We start from the raw sequence: 20,603 nt of genomic DNA, 5'->3' as shown, positions 1-20,603 counted from the left end.
GGGACTCGGTCCCCGCAGTTCGCGGCTCACGGCCAGCCCCGCCGTGCGCACGGCGGGGCCCACCCGGCGCAGGTTCAGCCTTCCGCTCCAGCCCGAGATGGACATCGCCGCGACGGCCCGGCCGTCGGCCCCGAGGATCACGGTCGCGACACACCCCACTCCGGGGCCGGTCTCCTCGTTCTCGTACGCGACTCCCGCGCCCCGGATTCGTTCCAGCTCACGCCGGAACAGGCCAGGCACGGTGATGGTGCGCGGGCCCACCGGTGCGAGCCCATGGGCACAGACCGCGTCGACGGCCTCCGGGTCACCGAAGGCGAGCAGCACCTTGCCCACGGCCGCGGCGTGCGCGGGCGGCCGGCCGCCCACCCGCGGCCCCATCCTCGGCGCGTCCTTGCTCCGCAGGATCTCGACGTAGACCACCTCGGTTCCGTCCAGCACGCACGGCCAGATGCACCCTCTGCCGGGTCACCTCGCGCAGATCGGCCATGTACGGCAGGGCGATCGCCCGCAGATTGCGGTGCCGGGAGGCCAGCTCGCCGCACTCGAACAGGCGCGTTCCCATGTGCAGGAGCGTGCTGTCGTTCTCGTCGCGCTCCAGGAAGCCGTAGCCGACGAGGTCGCGCACCAGGCGCGAGGTCGTGGACTTCGGCAGCCCGGCCCGGCGGGCGATCTCCGACACCCGAAGCACGGCGTGAAGCGCGTCGAAGGCCCCGAGGACGGCGGCGACCCGCGCGACACCGGAGTCAGGAATGTTCCGTTCAGCGGGACACATCGATGAAGCAGGACGGGGGAACCGGACGGGGCGCAAGCGCCCGCTTCGGCCGCGTCAGCGCTGTCAGGGGCGAGGTATATGGGTGCGTACGCGTCGCCTGGCCAGCCAGAGCGGATGCCCCACCCCCACGGCTGCCTCTGCGCACGCGCCTGGAGACGGCCTGCCCACCCGACCCGCGCGCCCGTAACCCGTACCGATGAAGGAGCCGCACATGCTCGACACCACCACCGAGAACGAACCCGGACGGACCGTCCTGTTCCTGAACGGCCCCAACCTCAATCTCCTCGGCGCGCGCGAGCCCGACCAGTACGGTTCCACCACGCTGCGCGAGGCCGAGGAGACCGTGACCAAGACCCTGTCCACGCACGGTCTGGCCGCGCGCTTCGTGCAGAGCAACCACGAAGGCGTGCTGATCGACACGATTCATGCAGCGCGCACCGAATGCGGCGCGATCGTCATCAACCCCGCCGCGTTCACGCACACCTCCGTCGCACTCCGGGACGCGATCGCCGCTGTCGCCCTGCCGACCGTCGAACTCCACATCACCAACGTGCACAGGCGCGAGGAATTCCGCCACCACTCCTACGTCTCGGCTGTCGCCGACACCGTAATCATCGGCGCCGGAACACGCGGCTACGTCCTGGCCGCGCTGCACGTCGCCCATCTCCTCCTCGGCTGGCTCACGCCCCGGATGAAACTGTGCTCCAGGCAGAAACCGCCCAGGGGTTCAGCCCGTCCAGCCGTCCGCTCCTTGCAACCGCCCGTACATCTGGGCCTCTCGGTTCCGGGCGAGCAACTCCTCTGACCCGCCCCGCACACGACGTCCCGGGCGCGCCTCGCGTGCCCGGGACGTTCCGCCGCGGTGGCCGCTTTCTTACACCGCGGCGATGCCCTCCATGCCGGAGTCGGCGAAGGCGGGCAGTCCTGTGACCGTCGTGATCTTGGTGAGGGCGCCGGTGCGCCCGACCCGGAAGCCGTCGACGGTGCCGGAGGTCGCGTTCTGGACGTAGACGAACTTGTCGGCGGCGACGGCGAGGTCGATGACACCCTGGGACATTCCGGATGGCGCGGCGGCGATGCCCGCCTCGTTCGTCAGGGCGAGCTTGCCGTGCGCGTCCTGGCGGTAGCCGCTGACGGTGGAGTTGCCGGTGTTGCCGCCGTAGAAGAAGTCACCGGCACGCTCCAGCCAGCACAGGACCATCTGCCCGTTCGGCAGGGACGCCTGTACGGTCGTCAACTCGCCGTCGTGGCGCACCTTGTAGGTGGTGACGGTGGACTTGGCGGCCTCGGCGACCAGCATGCGCCCGGACTTGTCGAAGGCGATGGCGAACGGCACCATGCCCACCGACTTGTTCACGACCGGCTTGTCCGCCGGGAGGCCGTCCTTCCCCACCGGGAAGACCTCGATGGTGTTCGCCGACTTGGTGGTGACGACCAGGTTCCGGCCGTCCGGCGTGAACGCGACCTGCCCCGGCGAACTGCTGAACAGCGGCACCTTGTCGTTCTTCAGCGCCAGACCGCGGTTCGAACCGCTCAGCGGCTTCAGCCCCTCGGCGGTGATCCGGTAGCCCTGGACGCTTCCAGCGCCGCCCGCGTTCATGACATAGGCGAGATCCCCCGAGACGGTGATGGACGAGGGGAAGTCACCGCCTGTGGAGAGAGTTTGACGGTCTGTCAGTTTCTGGCCGTGGACGGCGAAAGACGTCAGGGTGCCGCTGCCCGCGTTGAGCGCCAGGAGGCGGCCGGAGCGGTGGTCGTAGACGAGCGAACCCTGCGAGGCGAGCGAGTCGGTGGGGGCGTCGGTCTGGTCGCCGCCCTTGCCGCCGGTCGCGTACGTGCCCGCTGCGGTCAACTGACCGTCGTTGCCCCGGTGGAAGACACGGATGGTGTTCCCGGCCAGTTCGTTGGCCTGGACGAAGACCGCGTGGTCGGCCTTCGAGGCGGCGCGCGGGGTGGCGTGCGGGGTGGGTGAAACCTGCGCCGCGGAGGCGACGTTGACCGCGAACACAGCCGCCGCGACGGCCACCCCGCCGCCGCCCAGGACGGTCAGCCTCTTCTGAAGCTTCGACCGGCGTTTGTTGTGCCTGCTCATGTGCGGCTCCTCTGACCCGGGGTGTGTGGGACCAGAGTTGCCACTGTGCAGCAACGTATGAAGGCGTTCGGACACCGCGTCAGAGTCTCGTAAGGTCCTTCCGCAGCGCTCCCGCCTGGGCGACCAGCACGACATTCTCCGGTCGGCCGAGGCTGCCGATGTCGCGCAGCGGGTCTTGGCCGACAGCCACGAAGTCCGCGGTCTTGCCCGCCTCCAGGGAGCCCAGTCGGTCGTCGACGCCCAGGAGTCGGGCCGCGGTGAGCGTGCCTGCGGTGATCGCGGCCAGCGGGTCCATGCCGAGCTCCACCAGATGCGACAACTCGCCGAGATTCCCGCCGTGTTCGACGACTCCGGCATCCGTGCCCAGGGCGATCGGGACACCGCGGGCGATGGCGTGCGCGATGTTCTCCTTGCTGATGCCGGCCCAACGGCTCTTCTTGCGGAAGTGGTAGCCGGGCATGGCCGCCTGGTCGAGTGGGGCGAAGACCGTGGCGAGAGTGGGGACGAGGACGGCTCCCCGCTCCAGGGCCAGATCGCACAGTTCGTCGGTCATGCCGTAGCCGTGCTCGATGCTGGTGACGCCCGCCTGGAGGGCGTTGCGGATGCCCGCGGTGCCCTGGGCGTGCGCGGCGACCGTCTTCCCGCGATGCCGCCGGGCCTCGTCGACGACAGCCTTCAGCTCCTCTGGGGTCAGCCCCTCGTCGTCCGGGTCGTCGTGCGGGCTGCCCATGCCGCCGGTGGCGCAGACCTTGATGAGGTCCGCGCCGTCGCGCAGCATGCGCCGGGCCGCGATCCGTACCCCGTCGGGGGTGTCGGCGATCTCCGTCAGATGCGGGGCGGCGTTCACACCGCCGGGCAGCGAGCAGTCGGCGTGTCCGCCGGTGTGGCCGATGACCTTGACAGCGGTCTGGAGCCGGGGGCCCTCGACGAGGCCCCGTTCGACGGCCGTGCGATAGCCCGCGGGCAGGCCGCCGAGGTCGCGCAGGGTCGTGACCCCCGCGTCGAGGGTCGTGCGGAGCCGCCGCGCGATCTCGAAGGTCTCCACGGTCGGGTCGATGGTCAGGCCCGCGGTGAGCCCGCGTCCCGGGGTCATGCACAGGTGCGTATGACAGTCGAAGAAGCCCGGGAGCAGGGTACGTCCGCGCAGGTCCACCGTCACCGCCGCCGGTGTCGGGGGCGCGGTGGCGGCTGGTCCCGCATAGACGATGAGACCCGCGTCGTCCACGACGAGGACCGCGTCCGGTACGGGATCTGCCCCGGTTCCGTCGATCAGAGTCGCGTGCTGGTAGCGGGTGTTCATGGCATCTCCGTGAGGAAGCGGTGTTCGCCGGAACCGACTTCGGGGCGCTCCGTCATGCCCGGCAGGTCGATCAGCGCGGTGGTGCCGGGCGGGACCGTGACCGTCACGCGCAGCACTCCGTCGGTGCGGGTCCAGGACACGGCGGCGCGGCCGTACGGCGTTTCGTGTGCGGCGGAGGCGTGGGTGAGTCCGCCGCCGGGGCGGGGGCGGACCAGCAGGCGACGGTAGCCGGGGGCCGTGGGGGCGAGCCCGGCGACGGTGCGGTGCAGCCAGTCGGCGACGGCGCCGAGGGCGTAGTGGTTGAAGGACGTCATCTCGCCGGGGTTGACCGTGCCGTCCGGCAGCATGCTGTCCCAGCGTTCCCAGACGGTGGTCGCGCCCATGGTGACCGGGTAGAGCCACGACGGGCACGTCGTCGTCAGCAGCAGTCGGTACGCCGTGTCGTACTCCCCCGCGTCGCACAGCGCGTCGCAGATCAACGGCGTGCCGACGAAACCGGTACCGATGTGGAAGTCGCCCTCGCGGACGAGTTCGGCGAGCCGGCGTCCCGCCTGGGCCCGGTGGGCGTCGGCGAGCAGGCCGAAGCGCAGGGCGAGGGCGTACGCGGTCTGCGCTTCGTTCGTCAGAAGGCCGTCCGGGGTTACGTACTCGTCGCGGAAGGCGGCCCGTACCGTTTCGGCCAGCTTCGTGTAGTGAGCGAAGTCGTCGTCCCTGCTGAGGAGTTGGGCGGTGCGGCCGAGTAGGGAGGCCGAGTGGGCGTAGTAGGCGGTGGCGACCAACTGTTTGTCGGTGCGGGCGTCGCCCGGGTGGTCCGGTGGGGCGGCGGGGTCGAGCCAGTCGCCGAGTTGCCGGTCGGTGTTCCACAGGTGCCGGTCACCGGCTACAGCGGTGATGCCGTCGACCCAGGCCTTCATGCTGTCGTACTGCGCGCCGAGGATGCCGAGGTCGCCGTAGCGCTCGTACATCACCCAGGGCACGACGACCGCCGCGTCGCCCCAGGCGGCGGCGCGCAGTTCGGGGAAGCGGTCGGGGAAGAAGGGGACATACATCGGGACCCGGCCGTCCGGGTACTGCTGGGCGGCGAGGTCGGTCAGCCAGGAGCGCAGGAGGCCGGAGCAGTCGTGGAGGAAGGTCGCGGTGGGGGCGAAGATCTGGACGTCGCCTGTCCAGCCGAGGCGTTCGTCGCGCTGCGGGCAGTCGGTGGGGATGTCGACGAAGTTGCCGCGCATGCCCCACACCACGTTCTCGTGCAGCCGGTTGAGCAGCGGATCGGAGCAGGTGAACCAGCCGGTGCGGCGCATGTCGGTGTGCAGGACGACGGCGTGGATGTCGCCGTCGCCGATCTCCCCAGGCCAGCCGGTGACTTCGGCGTAGCGGAAGCCGTGGAAGGTGAAGCGTGGCTCCCACTCCTCGCCGCCCGCATCGCCGCGCAGGGTGTACGTGTCCGTGGCGCGGGCCTCGCGCAGCGGGCGCACGGCGAGTTCGCCGTCCTCCAGCACCTCGGCGTGGCGCAGGGTGACGGTGTGTCCGGGCTCGCCGGTGACCCGGATCCGGAGGCGGCCGACGAGGTTCTGGCCGAAGTCGAGGATCGTGCGGCCGGACGGTGCGGTGAGGACGGCGACGGGAGCCAGCGTCTCGGTACGGCGGACGGGCGGGCCGTCCGGGGCGACGAGCGGGGCCAGGTCGTACGGCAGGACCTCGACCGGACTCCAGTCGGCGGGTACGCGGCGCGCGTCGTACTCCTCGCCCTCGTAGATCCCGGAGGTGAGGATCGGGCCGTGCGCGGCCTGCCATCCCGAGTCGCTGCCGAAGGTCTCGGTGGTGCCGTCGGTGTAGCGCACCTCTATCTGGACGAGGGCGGCCAGCCGGTCTCCGTAGATGTTGCGGCGTCCGCCGCCGAAACCGATCCGGCTGCGGAACCAGCCGTCAGCCAGCAGCACGCCGACCGTGTTGGTCCCCGGGTGCAGCGCTTCGGTGATGTCGTACGTCTGGTGGCGCAGCCGCTCGGTGTAGTGGGTCCAGCCGGGGGCCAGGACGTGGTCGCCGACGCGTACGCCGTTCAGCTCCGCCTCGTACAGGCCGTGGCTGGTGGCGTAGAGGCGGGCGGAGGCCACCGGCGCGCGCAGTGGGAAGGAGCCGCGCAGGACGGGTGGCGGGACTTGCCGGTCGGTGGCCTCGGGCCAGGCCGAAGACACGAAGCGGGCCTGCCAGTCGGCCGGTTCGAGCAGTCCGGCCTCGACGGTCAGCGGCGCGGACCACGGGCTCGGGCCCGCGCCGTCCGGCCCCCATACCCGTACGGACACACCGACTCGCTGCCGCGAGTGCAGGGGGTCGCCGGGCCAGGGCACCAGGACCGAGTCCGCGGACAGGCGACGGGCGGTGTACAACTCCCGCTCGCCGTCCGTGAGCCGGATCTCGTACGCCGACTGGGTCCAGCCCGGACGGGTGGTGACGGTCTGCCAGGTCAGCCGGGGGCGGGGCTCTCCGATCCCTAGCGGTTCCGTGTGATGCTCGGCCCGTAGTCCAGTCACGTGGATGTCCTGGTCAGGCATGATCCTCCTCTGGGATGAGAGGGAGGGTGAAGCGGAAGACCGCTCCTTTTGGCTGGTTCCCAGCCGCGTGGATACGGCCGCCGTGACGGGTGATGATCCGGTGGCTGAGGGCCAGGCCGATGCCGCTGCCGTTCTCCTTCGCGGTGAAGACGCCGTCGAAGATCCGGTCGCCGGGAAGGTCGGCCGGCAGACCCCGGCCGTGGTCACGGACGGCGAGTTCGGCGTTTCCGTCCGCCGTCCGCCGCGTGGCGAGTTCGACCTTGCGCTCCCCGGGCGGCCAACTGGCCATCTCCTCAAGGGCGTTGAAGGCGAGGTTCATGACGACCTGCCCGATGAGGACGTTCTCGCAGCGCACCGGGAGGGGCGAGTCTGTGAGGTCGAACTCAACGTCCACGGCGTGCTGTTGAGCCCTGACGTCGATGAAGTAGGCGCAGTCCTCGACGATCGAGTTGAGGTCGGTCAGCTGCTCGGACTGTTCCAGGCGGCCCACGTACTGCCGCAGGCTGCCCAGGATCCGCCGGGCCCGCTCGATCTGCCGTACGGCGTTGTCCAGCCCCCAGGCGACGGACTCGTCACCGGCGGCGAGCCGACCGCGCGCTCCCTCCACGAAGTTGTACGCGGCGGCGAGCGGTTGGCTCACCTCGTGCGCGATCGCCATCGCCATGTCGCCCATGGCGTTGTAGCGGGCAAGGTGGTTCAAGTGCTGGGTGTCCCGGCGGTGTTCCTCCTCGCCCCGCACCCGGTCGGTGATGTCGTAGAAGAGCACGAGCCGGCCGCGCAGATCGCTCTCGATGTCGATGCGCTGGCAGGTGGCCGCGTACCAGCGGGCCTCGCCGCCGGGGGCGCCCAGGCGGTAGCGGCCCTCGCGCTCGGGGACGGCGCCGCCGCGGCAGTAGTCCGCGAAGTCGGCGCCGTGCAGGGCCGGTTGGTCGACGCCGAGCAGATTGGCGGCGGACTCGCTCGCGAAGACCACACCGCCGTCGTCGTCGAGGACGACGATGCCCTCGGCCAGATTGCCGAGGAAGGTGCGCAGTCGTCCCTCGGTGCGGAACAGATCGTGGCGGACGGCCTTCTCCTCGGCGATGTCGCGGAACTGGACCATCACGACGGGGCGAGAGGGCAGGTCCACGCGGATCGCGATGGCCTCGGTCAGGAACTCCTCACCGCTCTTGGAGCGGTAGCACCACTCGGTGGCGCTGACCCCGTCCTCGACCGCCTGCCCGAGCCAGCGGTGCCCCAACTCCCGGCTGTACTGGCGGGCGTTCTTACTCATGTCGGGGGCCTTGAGCGGCTTCAGTTCGTCGACGGTCCACTCCAGCAGTTCGCAGGCCGCCTGGTTCGCCCAGAGGATGTCGTACGTCCTCGCGTCGTGGAGCAGCACGCAGTACTTCAACGCCTGCGTCAGGGCCCGGAAGTCGGCCGGTTCTAGATCGTTCATGCGGCCTTGCCCTCGCTCTCATCGGGCGGCCGGGAGCCGCAGTCCCAGCCGGAGTACGTCACGGACCAGCGTCGCGATGCTCTCCGCGCCCGTCTTCTCCCGGATCCGGGTGCGGTGTACGTCGACGGTCTTCGTGCTGATGCCGAGCCGCCCGGCGATCTGTTTGCTGGGCACGCCGTCCAGCACCAGGTGCAGCACTTCCCGTTCGCGGGCGGTCAGGCTCTCCAACTGCCGTAGCAGGTCGCGCTGTTGGGCCAGTTCGTCGAAGCGTTCCCGCGCCGTCCGCTGCGCCGCCTGCACGACGTCGAGTATGTGCTGGGGGTCGTAGGGCTTCTCCAGGAAGTCGACGGCGCCGTTCTGGAGGGCCCGTACCGACATCCGGATGTCCCCGTGCGCCGAGACGAAGACGACGGGCAGCGCCGCCCCCGCCTCGTTCAGCAGCTCCTGGACGCCGAAGCCGCTGATCTCCGGCATCCGCACATCGAGGACCAGGCAGGCGGGGCGGTCCCGGTCGTAGGAGCGCAGGAAGTCCCGGGCGTCGGAGAAGCACTCCGAACGGATGCCCACCGACTCCAGGAGCCAGGCCAGCGAGGTGCACAACTCCTCGTCGTCGTCCAGGATGTAGACGAGGCACATCTCAATCGCCCCAGGCGGCTTGGGCGATCCAGTACTCGCTGCCGTCGGCGCTGACGCCGCGCTTCCACTCGCTGGTGCGTCGCAGGGCGGGTTCGACCCGCGCGGTCGCCGCGTCGGCACCGTCGGGGCCGTCCTGATCGACCTGCCAGTGAACCCAGTTGACCTCCCGGCCTGCGCTGTCGTGCACGAACAGGTCGACGTGGTGCCAGCCATAGTGGTGGGTGTCCGCGTAGCAGGTCAGGAACATCGTCCGGTCGTCGGTGTCCGCGCTCATCGCTCTCCCGTCAACGGTGCGCTGAACAGCCGTTCCGTGCGGAAGGCCGAGATGCGGGGCCGGTCCGGACCGATCCGGAAGGTCACGTCGAGCTGCGCGACCATGACCTCGGCCGCGCCCGACGCGTAGCGCGAGAGCTGCTGCATCGACCAACTCCCCTGAGCTGTACCGCCGTTGACGTAGACCACGCCGGGGAACAGCAGGTGCACATTCGTACGGAAGTGAGGGGTGGGCGGCAGGTAGGCCGACAGCATCTCCACGATCGCCGCGCGGCCCTCGGTGCGGCCGAACTTCTCGGCGTACTCGCTGCCGCCGCCCTCCCAGACCGCGTCCTCGGTGAAGAGGTCTCCCAACTCGCCTTCCGCACGGGCCGGAACGTCGCAGAGGGCGAGATAGCGGGCCAGGGTGTCCACGACGAGGGACCGTGTGTCCACGGCCGGCCCCTCGGACGGCCTCTCGCTCATGACGCGTCCCGTTGACTCGCCAACCGCAGCCGCTCCGCCCGGCGTTGTGCCTGCCGCTCGGGGTCGGGCACGGGCGCGGCGAGCAACAGCCGTTTGGTGTAGGGGTGTTCGGGGTGCTCGGTGACCTGGGCGGCGTCGCCCGTCTCCACGATGTCGCCGCGGTACAGCACGGCCACCCGGTGGCTGATGTGCCGTACGACGGAGAGGTCATGCGTGACGAAGAGATACGCCACCCCGGTGGCCTCCTGGATCTCGATGAACAGGTCGAGCACCCGTGCCTGCGTAGACAGGTCCAGGGCGCTGACCGGCTCGTCGCACACAATCAACTTGGGATCCCGGCACAGGGCGCGCGCGATGGCGATCCGCTGCCGCTGGCCGCCGGAGAACTCCCGCGGCAGCCGCTGCGCCGCGTCGTGCGGGAGGTACACCTGGTCGAGCAGGGTCTGGACGCGGCGTTCCGCGTCGGCGCGCGGGACACCGGTCACGAGCATCGGTTCGGTGAGGATGTCCATGACGGTCATGGCCGGGTTCAGCGAGGTGAAGGGGTCCTGGAAGACGACCTGGATGTCCTTGCTCAGCGCCCGCCGCTCCCGCTTGCCGAGCCCCGAGACCGGCCTTCCGCCGTAGCGGACCTGACCGCCGGTGACGGGAGCGAGGCCGAGGACCGCGCGGCCCAGGGTCGTCTTGCCGGAGCCGGACTCGCCGACCAGGCCGAGTGTCTCGCCGGGTGCGATCGACAGGGACACTCCGTGCAGGACGCGGAACGGCTGCGCGCGGCGGCCCTTGCCCGGGTACTCGACGACGACGTCTTCGAGTTCGAGCAGCGGGGTCGGGGCCGCAGGGCCGGCGGTCATGACGTCATCTCCTTCAAGGGGGCGCTCAGGGCGCCGCGCGCCGGGCCGCCTTCGAGCGTGGAATCGAGGAGCATCCGCGTGTACGCGTGCTCGGGCGACGCGAAGATCTTCTCGACGGGTGCCGTCTCGACGATGCGTCCGGTCTGCATGACGGCGACCCGGTCGCAGATGTCGGCGACGACGCCGAAGTCGTGGGTCACGAGGATCATGCCCATCTCGCGTTCCTGCTGGAGGGAGCGCATGAGGTCGAGCACCTCGGCCTGGACGGTGACGTCGAGCGCGGTGGTCGGCTCGTCGGCGATCAGGAGTTGCGGATCGCACGACACCGCGCCCGCGATCAGTACGCGCTGGGCCATGCCTCCCGAGACCTGGTGGGGGTACGACGTGAACACCCGCTCCGGGTCGGGGATGCCGACGCGCGCCAGGAGTTCGAGCGCCTTGGTACGGGCTTCGCTCCTGGAGATCCCCAGATGCTTGCGCATGGGTTCGACGAGCTGGGAGCCGATACGGAAGCAGGGGTCGAGGTTGGACATGGGCTCCTGCGGTACGTATCCGATCCCCCGACCGCGCAGGGCGTCGAGTGCGGCCTGGCTCACACCGAGCAACTCCTTGCCGGCGAAGGACATCTGATCCGCCGTCACCTCCGCCTCGTCCGGCAGCAGTCCGAGCACGGCGAACGCCGTCTGGCTCTTGCCGGAGCCGGACTCCCCCACCAGGCCCAGGACTTCACCGCGTTCCACGGTCAGGTCCACTCCGTCGACGACGACCTTGTCGCCGCTGGAGCCGCCAGAGCCACCGGAACCGCCGGGCTTCGGGTAGCTGACGCGCAGGCCCTCCACGGTGAGCAGGCGATCGGACGGCGACGGCGTCCCGGCGGCGGTCTTCCTCGGCGCCGGCCGACGCCGGCGGACCACCCGGGTCTCGGTCGTCCCCAGTGCGTCGCGCACCGCGTTGCCGAGCAGGCTGGCCGCCAGGATGGTCACGGCCATCGCGAGGCCCGGCCACACCAGCAGCGTCGGTTTGGTGTAGACGTTGGTGAAGCCGTCGTTGAGCATCGCGCCCCAGCTGGCCTGGGACGCCTTTCCCAGACCGAGGAAGGACAGACCGGCCTGGATGCCGATCGCCACGGCGAACAGCTGGGTCGCCTGGATGACCGAGGGGGCGATGACCACCGGCAGGATGTGCCGTCGCATGATGCGGGGGTCGCCGAGCCCGGAGACCCGCGCGGCGTCGACGTACAGTTCCTCGCGCACCGAGACCACCGAGGCGCGGATCAGGCGGAAGACCATCGGCGCCATGATGACGCCCAGGACGATCATCGCGACGTTGAGGTCCTGGGAGAGGGCCGCCATCACCACCAGCATCACGATGATGGCGGGCACGGCCATGATCACGTTGATGATCCAGCCGGCGACCGCGTCGAACCAGCCCCGGTAGAAGCCGCTGACCAGGCCGAGCGGTCCGCCTACCAGGAAGGCGACCAGGGCCGCGAGCGTGCCGCCGAGCAGGCTGGTCCGGCCGCCGTACAGCAGCCGGGACAGCACGTCCCGGCCGACGCCGTCGCCGCCGAGCGGGTGGGCGCCCGACATCGGTGCGAGGGTGTCCGACATGACGCTGTGGTCCGGTGCCGAGTCGGTGAGCAGCGGGGCGGCCAGGCTCGCGAGGATCACCAGCGCCAGGACCACGAGGCAGCCGACGGCCAGTGGGTCGCGCAGGGTCCGGCGCAGGAGGCGGTCCCGTGCGGGGAGCGCCGCGGTCTCCAGGACGGTCATGAGACACGCACCTTCGGGTTGAGCCAGCCGTACGCGATGTCCAGCAACAGGTTGACGGCGACGACGACGGTGACGGTGACCACGACCGTGCCGAGCAGGACGGGCGCGTCGCCCCGGACGGCCGCCGAGTTGGCGAGCGTGCCGATGCCCGGCAGCCCGAACACCTTCTCCACGACGACCGCGCCGCCGATCAGGCCGATGAACTGGAGGGCGAGCACGGTCAGGGCGGGAGGGGCGGCGTTCCGCAACGCGTGCCGGTACACGACTCTGCGGGTGCCGAGTCCCCGGCTGCGCAGCGTGCGGACGAAGTCGGCTCGCAGGACGTCGATCAGTGCCCCGCGCACCTGCATCGCCGTGGCGGCGGTGGCCGCGACCGCCAGCGCCACGGCGGGCAGGATGACCGACTGGAACCATCCTGAGACGGATGTGCCGAGGGGGACATAGCCCGTGGCCGGCAGCAGTCTGAGCTGGACGGCCATGACGACCGCGAGGACCAGGGCGATCAGGAAACTGGGGATCGCGGTGCCGAGCACCGCGGCGAACTGCACGACCCGGTCCACCCAGCCGCCGCGCAGCGCCGCCACGGTCCCCAGCGCGATGCTGAGGACGAGGGCGATCAACATGCCGACGAGGACGATGGAGAGCGTGATCGGAAGGGTGTTCGCCAGGGACTGGTTCACCGAGTCGCCGGTGAACCAGGACTGGCCCAGATCGCCGTGCACGGCATGGTCGATCCAGTGCCCGTACCTGACCACCAGGGGTTCGTCGAGGCCGAGTTCATGCGCCTTGGCGGACACCTGGGCCGGCGAGGCGGTCTCGCCGAGGATGTTGCGGGCCACGTCGGTACCAGTCACGCTGAGCAGCAGGAACGTCGCGGTGGCCACCACGACCACCAGGACGACACCGGCGGCGATGCGCCGGAACAAGAAGACAAGCACGGTCAGTTCCTCCTTCCGCGGGTCGCGGTGGCCCGGCCACTAGCTCTTGGCCGGCGCGAAGTTGTAGATCGGCGGGAAAGTGATGCCGGGCTGCGCGGTCACCTTCACGTCCTTGGCGGTCCCGTAGGCGTTCACGATCGGGTCCCAGGGGGCATTCCACGCCTGGTCGACGACGTAGGTGTTGAGCTGCTTGAACAGCGCGGTGCGCTGGGCTCCGGTCGCCTTCGAGATCTCGGAGATCAGTTTTTCGGCCTTGGGGTCGTCGTACTTGAAGGGGTTCCCGTTCGCGGTCTTGGTCAGCTCCAGCTGAACCTTGTCCCACGAGGTCGGGGCGCCCATCTTGAAGTAGGACAGGGCGTACTTTCCGGCGAACATGCTGCTGAAGATCTGGTCGCTCGGCAGGTTGTCCAGCTTCACCTTGATCCCGATGTTCTTGAGGGACTGGGTGAGGGCCTCCTGCTCCTGCGGGAAGAGGGCGGAGAGGTCCGGCAGGGTCACCGAGAAACCGTTCGGGTAACCGGCCTCGGCGAGGAGCTTCTTGGCCTTCGCCGGGTCGTAGGAGTACGTGGAGTTCAGCGAGGCGTCGTAGCCCTCCTCCCACGGGGCGAACAGCTGCGTGGTGGGCTCGCCGAGTCCGGTCTTGGCGGTCTTGATGATGGCCTGCTTGTCGAAGGCGTAGTTGAGCGCCTGCCGGACCTTCAGCTTGCCGAGCGCGGGGACGAGCTTGCCGGCCCGGTCCCAGATGAACAGGCCCTCGACGTCGCCGGGTTGATAGGTGACGACGTTCAGGCCGCGGCTCTTGACGGTCTTGACCTTGCTGAGGCTGAGCGAGGCACCGTCGAGCTGACCCGTGAGCAGGGCGTTGATGCGGGCCGTCGGGTCGGCCAGATACTTGATGACGATCTTGTCGTACGGGAAGGCCTTCGCGTTCCAGTAGTTCGAGGTGCGCGTGTAGGTGTACGTCTGCCCGGCCGTCGTCGCCGAGGCATCCAGCTGGTACGGACCGGAGCCGACGGGAGCCTTCGGGTTGTCCAGTGACTTGGGGCTGGCGATCATGCCGGAGACCTGGCCCAGGGCGGGGAGGAGGGCGGCGGTGGGGTGGCTCAGCCTGATGACGACGGTCCGGGCGTCCGTGGCGTCCACGCTGGAGATGTCCTGGATCTCGCCGGCGGCCGTGCCCGTACCGCTCTTGGTGTGCAGGAGGTTCTGTTTGACGGCCTGTGCGTCGAGCGCCGTGCCGTCGGTGAACTTCACACCGCTGCGTAGCTTCAGCGTCAGAGTGGTCTCGGCCTTGTCGTACGTCCACGAGGTGGCCAGGTTCGGGGTGGGCTCGTTCTTCGTGTTCAGCCGGATCAGCGTGTCGTAGACCGGCTGGTAGTACGGGGCCTCGGGGCCCATGTTGGCCTTCGCGAGGTCCCACGGCGTTGCCGTGACCGACTCGGAGATGGTCAGCGTCTTGTCGGCGGCACCGGTCGAGGCGGTACCGCCGCAGGCGGCGGTTGTGACGGTCAGGAATCCGGCGCCGATGAACGCCGCTGTCTTGCGCATGATCTCTCCATCTGTTCCATTACCACTGTCTCCTCGGCTCCCCGTGGTCGTCCTGCTCCCCGGGTGTGAACAACCAGTCATTCGACGTTCCGAGCCTGTGGATCACTGCACGTACTTGGCAGCCCATTCCCCGCACTTGCGGACGCTCTCCTCGGGCGTCGGCCGGGCCCCGCGGTCCACCTCGATGATCAGCCAGCCGTCGAACCCGTCCGGGAGCGCGTCGACGAAGCCTTCGATGTCGGCGTTTCCGCGGCCGGGTTCCGACCACAGGCCCGCCTTCACCGTCCTGCGGTAGTCCCATCCCGCCTCCCTCGCCCGTGCGGCAAGGTCGAGGTCCAGGTCCTTGATGTGGACGCTCGCCACGCGGTGGGCGTAGTCGCGGACGAGCTGGGCGGCGTCGGCACCCGCCCAGGCCAGGTGGCCCATGTCGGGGCCGAACCCGAGGACCGAGGCGTCGACGGTGTCGAGGACGAAGCGGGTCTCCTCCTCCGTCTCGGCCCAGGTGCCCACGTGCGGGTGGAAGGCGGGGGTGATGCCCTCGGCGCGGATGATCCCGGCCGTCTCCGCCAGCAGGTCCCGTACGCGTTCCAGTCGGTCCCGGTCGGCGTCCTGGCCGACCGCCGGGTGGGCCACGCGTACCGCGTCCTTGGCCATCCCCATGGCGAGGAACATCGTGGGCACGCCGAGTTCCGCGTGCTGTGCGGCGATCCGCGCGGCGTTGTCCCGGTACTGCTGCCGCTCCCCCTCGTCCTCGGTGAGCCGTACGGGAACGTAGCCGGGCGCGGCGCTGAGTCCGTACTCGGCCAGCAGCGCCGCGTACGCGGCGGCCGTCATGTCGCCGGGGACGTCGCTGTGCACGGCGGTGATGCCCGCGTCGCGGATGGCCTCCAGCCGGTTCTCCAGCGGCGGGGCGAGGGTGGGATCGATCCAGCCGTCCGGGCTCGCGACCCATTGCAGGGGGTTGATGGCGAGGCGGTCCTGCCTGATCTTCATGTTCTCGTGTCCTTTCAGCGTGCGGTGCAGGGCTCGGGATCAGTGGGCGTAGCGGGGCGCGGGCCGCTCACAGCTGCTCTCCAGCGCGACGACCCGGCTCCCCTGCTGCGAGATCTCGAAGCTCGCGAGGACTTCCAGGGTGTGGAAGGCGAACTCGGCGTTGGCGCGGTGCGGCTCGCCGGCGAGCGCGCCGACGAGATCCCGTACGCCCAGGCCCCTGCGGTGCTGCTCGGGTGTGCCCACGGCGCCGAACAGCTCGGTCACCGGGGTGAGTACCTCCCAGTCGCTGTCCTGGTGGCGCTTGATCCGTACGTCACCGTCGAAGAAGTTGGGGTTCGGCAGCGCGAGGGTGCCCTCCGTGCCGTAGATCTCGATCCGCGGCAGTTCGGTGTCCCAGACGTCGAAGCTCATGAGGACGGTGCCGATCGCTCCGGAGGCGAAGGTCAGCACCGCGGACGCGTGGGTGGGTACCTCGACGGTGAGTTCGTCGACCACGCGGTCGGGGCTGGTGACCTTGCGGGTCTTCGCGCCGATGCGGGTGGCGGCGGAGAGCGAGCTCACCGGGCCGAGGCAGTTGACCAGCGCCGCCAGGTAGTAGGGGCCCATGTCGAACACGGGCCCGGCGCCCGGCTGGAAGAAGGAACGGGGATCGGGGTGCCAGGTCTCGGCACGGCTGGAGCGTACGAAGGCGGTGGTACCGACGACCTCGCCGATCAGCCCGGCGTCGATCGCGTGCCGGGCGGTCTGCACGGCGCTGCCCAGGAACGTGTCGGGTGCCGATCCCAGCAACTGCCCACTGCGCGCCGCGGCTTCGAGGATGCTCCGGCCCTCCTCGACGGTGACGGCGAGGGGCTTCTCGGCGTAGACGTGCTTTCCGGCCTCCAGCGCGGCGATGGTGGTCTTCGCGTGGAACTGCGGCGGCGTGATGTTGATGATGATCTCGACACCGTCGTCGGCGAGGAGTCCGGTGTCGTCCCCCCATTCCGGGATGCCGAATTCGGCGGCGGCCTGCTTGGCGCGGGCCGGGTCGATGTCGGCGACGCGGACCACTTCGAGCTCCGGGAAATTACGCAGGCCTTCGACGTACCGGCCGAATATGTTGCCCGCGCCCAGAATCCCGATGCGGTGCCGCGTGTTCTCCAGAGCCATGAATCTCCTGCGCTTTCTTGTCAGTTGGGGGGGCGTGCAGGTCACGGGGCGGGCGCGGCCCGTCAGGCGGCGATCAGTGGCCTCAGCGTGCGGTGGGCGATCTCAAGGCCCGTCTTGACCTTCTCCTCGGTGCCGCTCCACACGGGGTCCTCGTGCTCGACCGAGAGCGTGCCGGTGAAGCCGTTCTCGTACAGGGCGTCCACGACGGCGTTCCAGTCGACCTGGCCGCGACCCGGGACGCGGTAGCGCCACCAGCCGTTGTCCCAGGGGTCGTTACGCCCGACCGCCTTGCCGAAGACGCCGTAGCGGTCGATGGCGCCGGGCAGGATCTCGGCGTCCTTGGCCTGGGCGTGGACGATCCGGTCGGCGTACGGCGCGATGGTCTTCACCGGGTCGACGCCGATCCAAGTCAGGTGCGACGGATCCCAGTTGAGGTAGAGCCCGAGGGAGAACATCCACTCCCACAGCTCGGGCGAGTACGCGAGGTTGCCCGGATAGCCGTCCGGGTGCCAGCCCTCCATCACACAGTTCTCGATGATGACGCGTACGCCGCGTTCGCCCGCGTACTCGACGAGTTCGGGGAAGATCTTCTCGGCCTCGCGGAGACTGTGCGCCACCGGCTGGGTCCAGTCCCGGCCGACGAAGGTGCCGACGTACGGAACGTCGAGGGAGGCCGCGGCGTCGATGACCTTCCTGAGGTGGGCGTGGATCTCTTCCCGGCGCCCGGCATCGGGGTGGAGGTTGTTCTCGTAGTACGCGAGCGCCGAGAGCTGGAGCCGGTGGCGCTCGAACAATTCCCGTGTCTCGTCGGCCTGTTGGGTGCCGAAGCCGGCCACGGGCAAGTGAGCGGCCTCGAAGTCACGGCCGCCGGTGACGGGCCAGGCGGCGACCTCCAGCGCCTCGTATCCGGCCTCGCTCGCCCAGGCGGCGATCTGTGTGAGGGAGAGGTTCGGGAGGCAGGCGGTGAGCATGCCGAGTTTCATATCGGGGCCTCGTGGTTCTCGTCGTGGTTGAGGGCGGGGGCGTCCACGTCGGTCCAGGCGAGGGAGCCGGCTGAGCGCAGCACGGCTTCGACGAGCCGGGCCGAGCGCACGCCGTCCGCGCCGGTGGGCAGGCCTTCGGGCACGCCGCCCTCGATCGCCGTATAGGCGTCGGTGACAAAGGAGTTGAAGCAGTCGGCGTAGCCCTGGGCGTGGCCTGCGGGAAGCCGGGAGAGCCGTCGCTGTTCGGCCGAGCCGTGCTGCGGATCGCGCACGAGAATCCGTGCGCCGTCCTGGGCGCCCAGCCAGGCGGTCTCGGGATTCTCCTGGTCGAAAACCGCACTGCCGTCGGCGCCGTCGAGCTCGAACCACAGCCGGTTCTTGCGGCCCGCGGAGACCTGGGAGACCGTCAGCGTTCCGAGGACACCGTCATCGGTGCGCAGCAGCACGGCGGCCACGTCCTCGGTGGGCCGGTTCCCGAACGTGGTGCCGATGCGAGCCGTCAGTTCGGTGAAGCGGACTCCGGCGACCCACTCCACCAGATCGCACCAGTGGGATCCGATGTCGGCGAAGGCCCGTGAGGGCCCACCCTCGGCCGGGTCCACCCGCCAGGAGGTCGCGTCTTCGGCCAGCAGCCAGTCCTGGAGGTAGCTGCCGTGGATGAGCTGCCACGCCCCGAACTCACCGCGCAGGCGACGGTCGCGGATCTCCCGGACCAGGGGGTGATAGCGGTAGACGAAGGGAACGGCCAGCAACAGCCCGGCGCGCTCGGCCAGTTCGGTCAGCTGCTCGGCGTCGGTGGCGGACGTGGCCAGCGGCTTCTCGCAGATCACATGCTTCCCGGCGCGCAGGGCCGCCTCGGCCTGCGGGACGTGCAGGGCGTTGGGCGTGCAGAGGTGCACCACCGTGACGCTCTCGTCGGCGAGTACGGCATCGAAGTCCGGATACCGGGCGGGTACGTCCCACTCCTTGGCGACCTGTGCGCTGCGCTCGGGAGTCGATGCGACCGCTCCGGCGAGGACTCCTCCGGCCGAGCGGATCGCCGCGGCGTGTACCGCGCCGATCATTCCGGTCCCGACCACGACCGCCCGCAGGGAACCACTCACCGGTGCACCTCCGCCGTCTTCCGACCGACCGCGGCCTGAACGCCGCGTTGCGCATCACCATCGTTTAGTTCGCCGGAAAAGCACAAGAGGCCCCATTTAATTTTCTTCAAGGCCTAAAATCGGTCAAATCTCTGGGCCTTGCCGAAACGATCTCGTCATGATCCCGACATCTCTGACCTGAAGACCCCGTTGACGAGCGGAAGATGGCATCATTAAGGTCACTGGAATGCATAAAGGCGACGGATATAGCGAGGAACGCACCGCCGGGACGGCTCCGTCCTCCCCGGTGCCGGTCGCGCTGCGCAGGGTGCTGGACCTCGTGGTCTCCGGTGAGGCGACCAGCCGTGCGGAGATCTCCCGGCGCAGCGGCCTCGCCCGCTCGACCGTGGGCCAGCAGGTCGACCATCTCGTGGCGCGCGGCATACTCCAGGAGCTGGAGAGCAGGGAGTCGGTCAGAGGACGCCCGCCACGGGTCCTGACGATCAGCCCGCAGGCCGGGACCATCGCCGTCGCGGACATCGACACCCTGTCGAGCCAGGTCGCCATCGCCGACCTCACCCAGCGGGTGATCGCGCACGAGACCGTGGACATCCGGATCGACGAAGGCCCCCGGGCGGTGCTGGACGCGGTGACCGAGCGCCTGTCGAGCCTGCTGGAGAAGCATGACCGCGACCCCGGCCGGGTGCGCGAGACGGTGGTCGGTCTGCCTGGCCCCGTCGACTTCCAGCACGGCTGCGCGGTACGTCCGACCGGCATGCCCGGATGGGACGGCTACGCCGTCGCCGAGCACCTGCGCACCGCCTTCCGCTGCCCGGTCGTGGTGGACAACGACGTCAACCTCATGGCGCTCGGCGAGGCCGGCCAGGCCGAGGCGGACACCCCGCTGCTGTGCATCAAGATCGCCAGCGGTATCGGTGCCGGGATCGTCACCGCGAACGGTGACGTGTACCGCGGAGCCGACGGGGCGGCCGGCGACATCGGCCACATCCGGGCGGTCGGCGGCGGCGACGTGCTGTGCGCCTGCGGCAACATCGGCTGCGTCGGAGCACTCGCCTCCCACCGGGCCATCCTGCGCAGCCTCGGCATCCCCGAGACGACCGGCGAGGACCCGCTGCACGGCGCCCACGAACTGGCACAGCGGGTGGCCAACAGCGATCCACCCGCCCTGCACGCACTGCGCCAGGCCGCCACCGAGATCGGCGAGGTGGTGGCGATGCTGGTGCACATGTTCAACCCGCGCACCCTGGTGCTCGGCGGCCCGCTGAGCGAACTCCGCGACGACCTGCTCTCCGGCGTCCGCGCGGTCGTCTACCAGCGCGCCCTGCCACTGGCCACCCGCAAACTCACCATCACCACCACCCAGCTCGGCGCCGCAGCCGGGATCCACGGAGGGATCGCGCTCGCCACCCGCGACATCTTCAGCCCACCCGGCATCGCACGACTCCTGGCGAACGAGCCCACGTAACGACTCCGGGCGCGCCGCACCCACGTAAGCCTCCTGGTGCGCCGGACCGCGTAAAGGAATCCCCTACACACTCCAGCCAACTCCCCATTGTCGGCCCGCTCCTGCCACGCCTAGCGTGAAAGCACCGCGGGGAGGACCGCCGGCAATGCGAGGAGCTCGTCCCGCTCGCCGACACCCGTCGGCGGGACCGGCTGTTCTACGTGGCCATGGGCCCGGCCGGCGCCATCGGCATCCCGATTATGAGAAGGATCGCCCCGCAGGCCGGGCTGC

At 69.9% G+C, this 20,603-nt stretch carries 17 protein-coding genes and 2 pseudogenes; 2 read left to right on the top strand and 17 right to left on the bottom strand.

Features of this window, described 5'->3' with window-relative positions:
- Nucleotides 1-81: 81 nt before the first annotated feature.
- Both ACGFY9_RS34000 and ACGFY9_RS33995 read right to left on the bottom strand, forming a co-directional pair.
- Nucleotides 82-378: pseudogene (locus tag ACGFY9_RS34000) on the bottom strand (IclR family transcriptional regulator C-terminal domain-containing protein); the annotation flags it as partial.
- Nucleotides 305-772, bottom strand: a complete 468-nt coding sequence (locus tag ACGFY9_RS33995; protein ID WP_393760591.1) for a helix-turn-helix domain-containing protein — start codon at nucleotides 770-772, stop codon at nucleotides 305-307. The pseudogene ACGFY9_RS34000 and the gene ACGFY9_RS33995, both read right to left, overlap by 74 nt.
- 211 nt (nucleotides 773-983) lie before the next feature.
- On the opposite strand from ACGFY9_RS33995, the pseudogene aroQ reads away from it, so the two are divergent.
- Nucleotides 984-1,442: pseudogene (aroQ, locus tag ACGFY9_RS33990) on the top strand (type II 3-dehydroquinate dehydratase); the annotation flags it as partial.
- 204 nt (nucleotides 1,443-1,646) lie between these two features.
- Here the strand turns inward: aroQ and ACGFY9_RS33985 are convergent.
- The 15 genes from ACGFY9_RS33985 to ACGFY9_RS33915 form a co-directional block, all read right to left on the bottom strand.
- A complete protein-coding gene (locus ACGFY9_RS33985; protein WP_393760589.1) occupies nucleotides 1,647-2,999 on the bottom strand; it encodes a lactonase family protein in 1,353 nt (450 codons plus the stop codon).
- Nucleotides 2,944-4,164, bottom strand: a complete 1,221-nt coding sequence (locus tag ACGFY9_RS33980) for an amidohydrolase family protein (protein WP_393760587.1) — start codon at nucleotides 4,162-4,164, stop codon at nucleotides 2,944-2,946. Before ACGFY9_RS33980 ends, ACGFY9_RS33985 begins: the two co-directional genes overlap by 56 nt.
- Nucleotides 4,161-6,716 (bottom strand): glycoside hydrolase family 78 protein, encoded by a 2,556-nt coding sequence (locus ACGFY9_RS33975; protein WP_393760585.1) that lies wholly within the window; start codon nucleotides 6,714-6,716, stop codon nucleotides 4,161-4,163. Before ACGFY9_RS33975 ends, ACGFY9_RS33980 begins: the two co-directional genes overlap by 4 nt.
- Nucleotides 6,709-8,154: an ATP-binding protein gene (locus ACGFY9_RS33970; RefSeq protein WP_393760583.1), complete on the bottom strand. Its 1,446-nt coding sequence runs from the start codon at nucleotides 8,152-8,154 to the stop codon at nucleotides 6,709-6,711. Before ACGFY9_RS33970 ends, ACGFY9_RS33975 begins: the two co-directional genes overlap by 8 nt.
- A gap of 18 nt (nucleotides 8,155-8,172) precedes the next feature.
- On the bottom strand, nucleotides 8,173-8,790 hold the full coding sequence (locus ACGFY9_RS33965; protein ID WP_393760581.1) for a response regulator transcription factor: 618 nt from the start codon (nucleotides 8,788-8,790) through the stop codon (nucleotides 8,173-8,175).
- 1 nt (nucleotide 8,791) lies between these two features.
- Complete coding sequence (locus ACGFY9_RS33960; RefSeq protein WP_393760579.1) at nucleotides 8,792-9,064, bottom strand: hypothetical protein; 273 nt, start codon at nucleotides 9,062-9,064, stop codon at nucleotides 8,792-8,794.
- On the bottom strand, nucleotides 9,061-9,498 hold the full coding sequence (locus ACGFY9_RS33955) for a nuclear transport factor 2 family protein (protein WP_393760577.1): 438 nt from the start codon (nucleotides 9,496-9,498) through the stop codon (nucleotides 9,061-9,063). The genes ACGFY9_RS33960 and ACGFY9_RS33955 overlap by 4 nt, the downstream gene beginning before the upstream one ends.
- Before the next feature lie 26 nt (nucleotides 9,499-9,524).
- Nucleotides 9,525-10,382: an ATP-binding cassette domain-containing protein gene (locus ACGFY9_RS33950; RefSeq protein WP_393760575.1), complete on the bottom strand. Its 858-nt coding sequence runs from the start codon at nucleotides 10,380-10,382 to the stop codon at nucleotides 9,525-9,527.
- Nucleotides 10,379-12,154, bottom strand: a complete 1,776-nt coding sequence (locus ACGFY9_RS33945; protein WP_393760573.1) for a dipeptide/oligopeptide/nickel ABC transporter permease/ATP-binding protein — start codon at nucleotides 12,152-12,154, stop codon at nucleotides 10,379-10,381. Before ACGFY9_RS33945 ends, ACGFY9_RS33950 begins: the two co-directional genes overlap by 4 nt.
- Nucleotides 12,151-13,092, bottom strand: coding sequence for an ABC transporter permease (locus tag ACGFY9_RS33940; protein ID WP_393760572.1), 942 nt, complete (start codon nucleotides 13,090-13,092; stop codon nucleotides 12,151-12,153). The genes ACGFY9_RS33945 and ACGFY9_RS33940 overlap by 4 nt, the downstream gene beginning before the upstream one ends.
- 39 nt (nucleotides 13,093-13,131) lie before the next feature.
- On the bottom strand, nucleotides 13,132-14,640 hold the full coding sequence (locus tag ACGFY9_RS33935) for an ABC transporter substrate-binding protein (RefSeq protein WP_393760571.1): 1,509 nt from the start codon (nucleotides 14,638-14,640) through the stop codon (nucleotides 13,132-13,134).
- 102 nt (nucleotides 14,641-14,742) lie between these two features.
- Nucleotides 14,743-15,633: a sugar phosphate isomerase/epimerase family protein gene (locus ACGFY9_RS33930; RefSeq protein WP_393760569.1), complete on the bottom strand. Its 891-nt coding sequence runs from the start codon at nucleotides 15,631-15,633 to the stop codon at nucleotides 14,743-14,745.
- A gap of 39 nt (nucleotides 15,634-15,672) precedes the next feature.
- Nucleotides 15,673-16,782: a Gfo/Idh/MocA family protein gene (locus tag ACGFY9_RS33925; RefSeq protein WP_393760567.1), complete on the bottom strand. Its 1,110-nt coding sequence runs from the start codon at nucleotides 16,780-16,782 to the stop codon at nucleotides 15,673-15,675.
- Between the two features lie 62 nt (nucleotides 16,783-16,844).
- Nucleotides 16,845-17,753 carry a sugar phosphate isomerase/epimerase family protein gene (locus ACGFY9_RS33920; RefSeq protein WP_393760565.1) on the bottom strand — a complete coding sequence of 303 codons (909 nt, stop codon included), beginning with the start codon at nucleotides 17,751-17,753 and terminating at the stop codon, nucleotides 16,845-16,847.
- A gap of 8 nt (nucleotides 17,754-17,761) precedes the next feature.
- Complete coding sequence (locus ACGFY9_RS33915) at nucleotides 17,762-18,868, bottom strand: Gfo/Idh/MocA family protein (RefSeq protein WP_393760563.1); 1,107 nt, start codon at nucleotides 18,866-18,868, stop codon at nucleotides 17,762-17,764.
- A gap of 226 nt (nucleotides 18,869-19,094) precedes the next feature.
- Here ACGFY9_RS33915 and ACGFY9_RS33910 point away from each other — a divergent pair, with 226 nt between their 5' ends.
- Nucleotides 19,095-20,333, top strand: coding sequence for an ROK family protein (locus ACGFY9_RS33910; protein ID WP_393760561.1), 1,239 nt, complete (start codon nucleotides 19,095-19,097; stop codon nucleotides 20,331-20,333).
- Nucleotides 20,334-20,603 lie beyond the last annotated feature (270 nt).

This window comes from Streptomyces sp. NPDC048504 (assembly GCF_043200035.1).
In the GTDB taxonomy this organism is placed as follows: Bacteria; Actinomycetota; Actinomycetes; order Streptomycetales; family Streptomycetaceae; genus Streptomyces.
The sequence above is the reverse complement of the archived record's forward strand: the minus strand, read 5'-3'. Positions and strand labels throughout refer to the sequence as shown.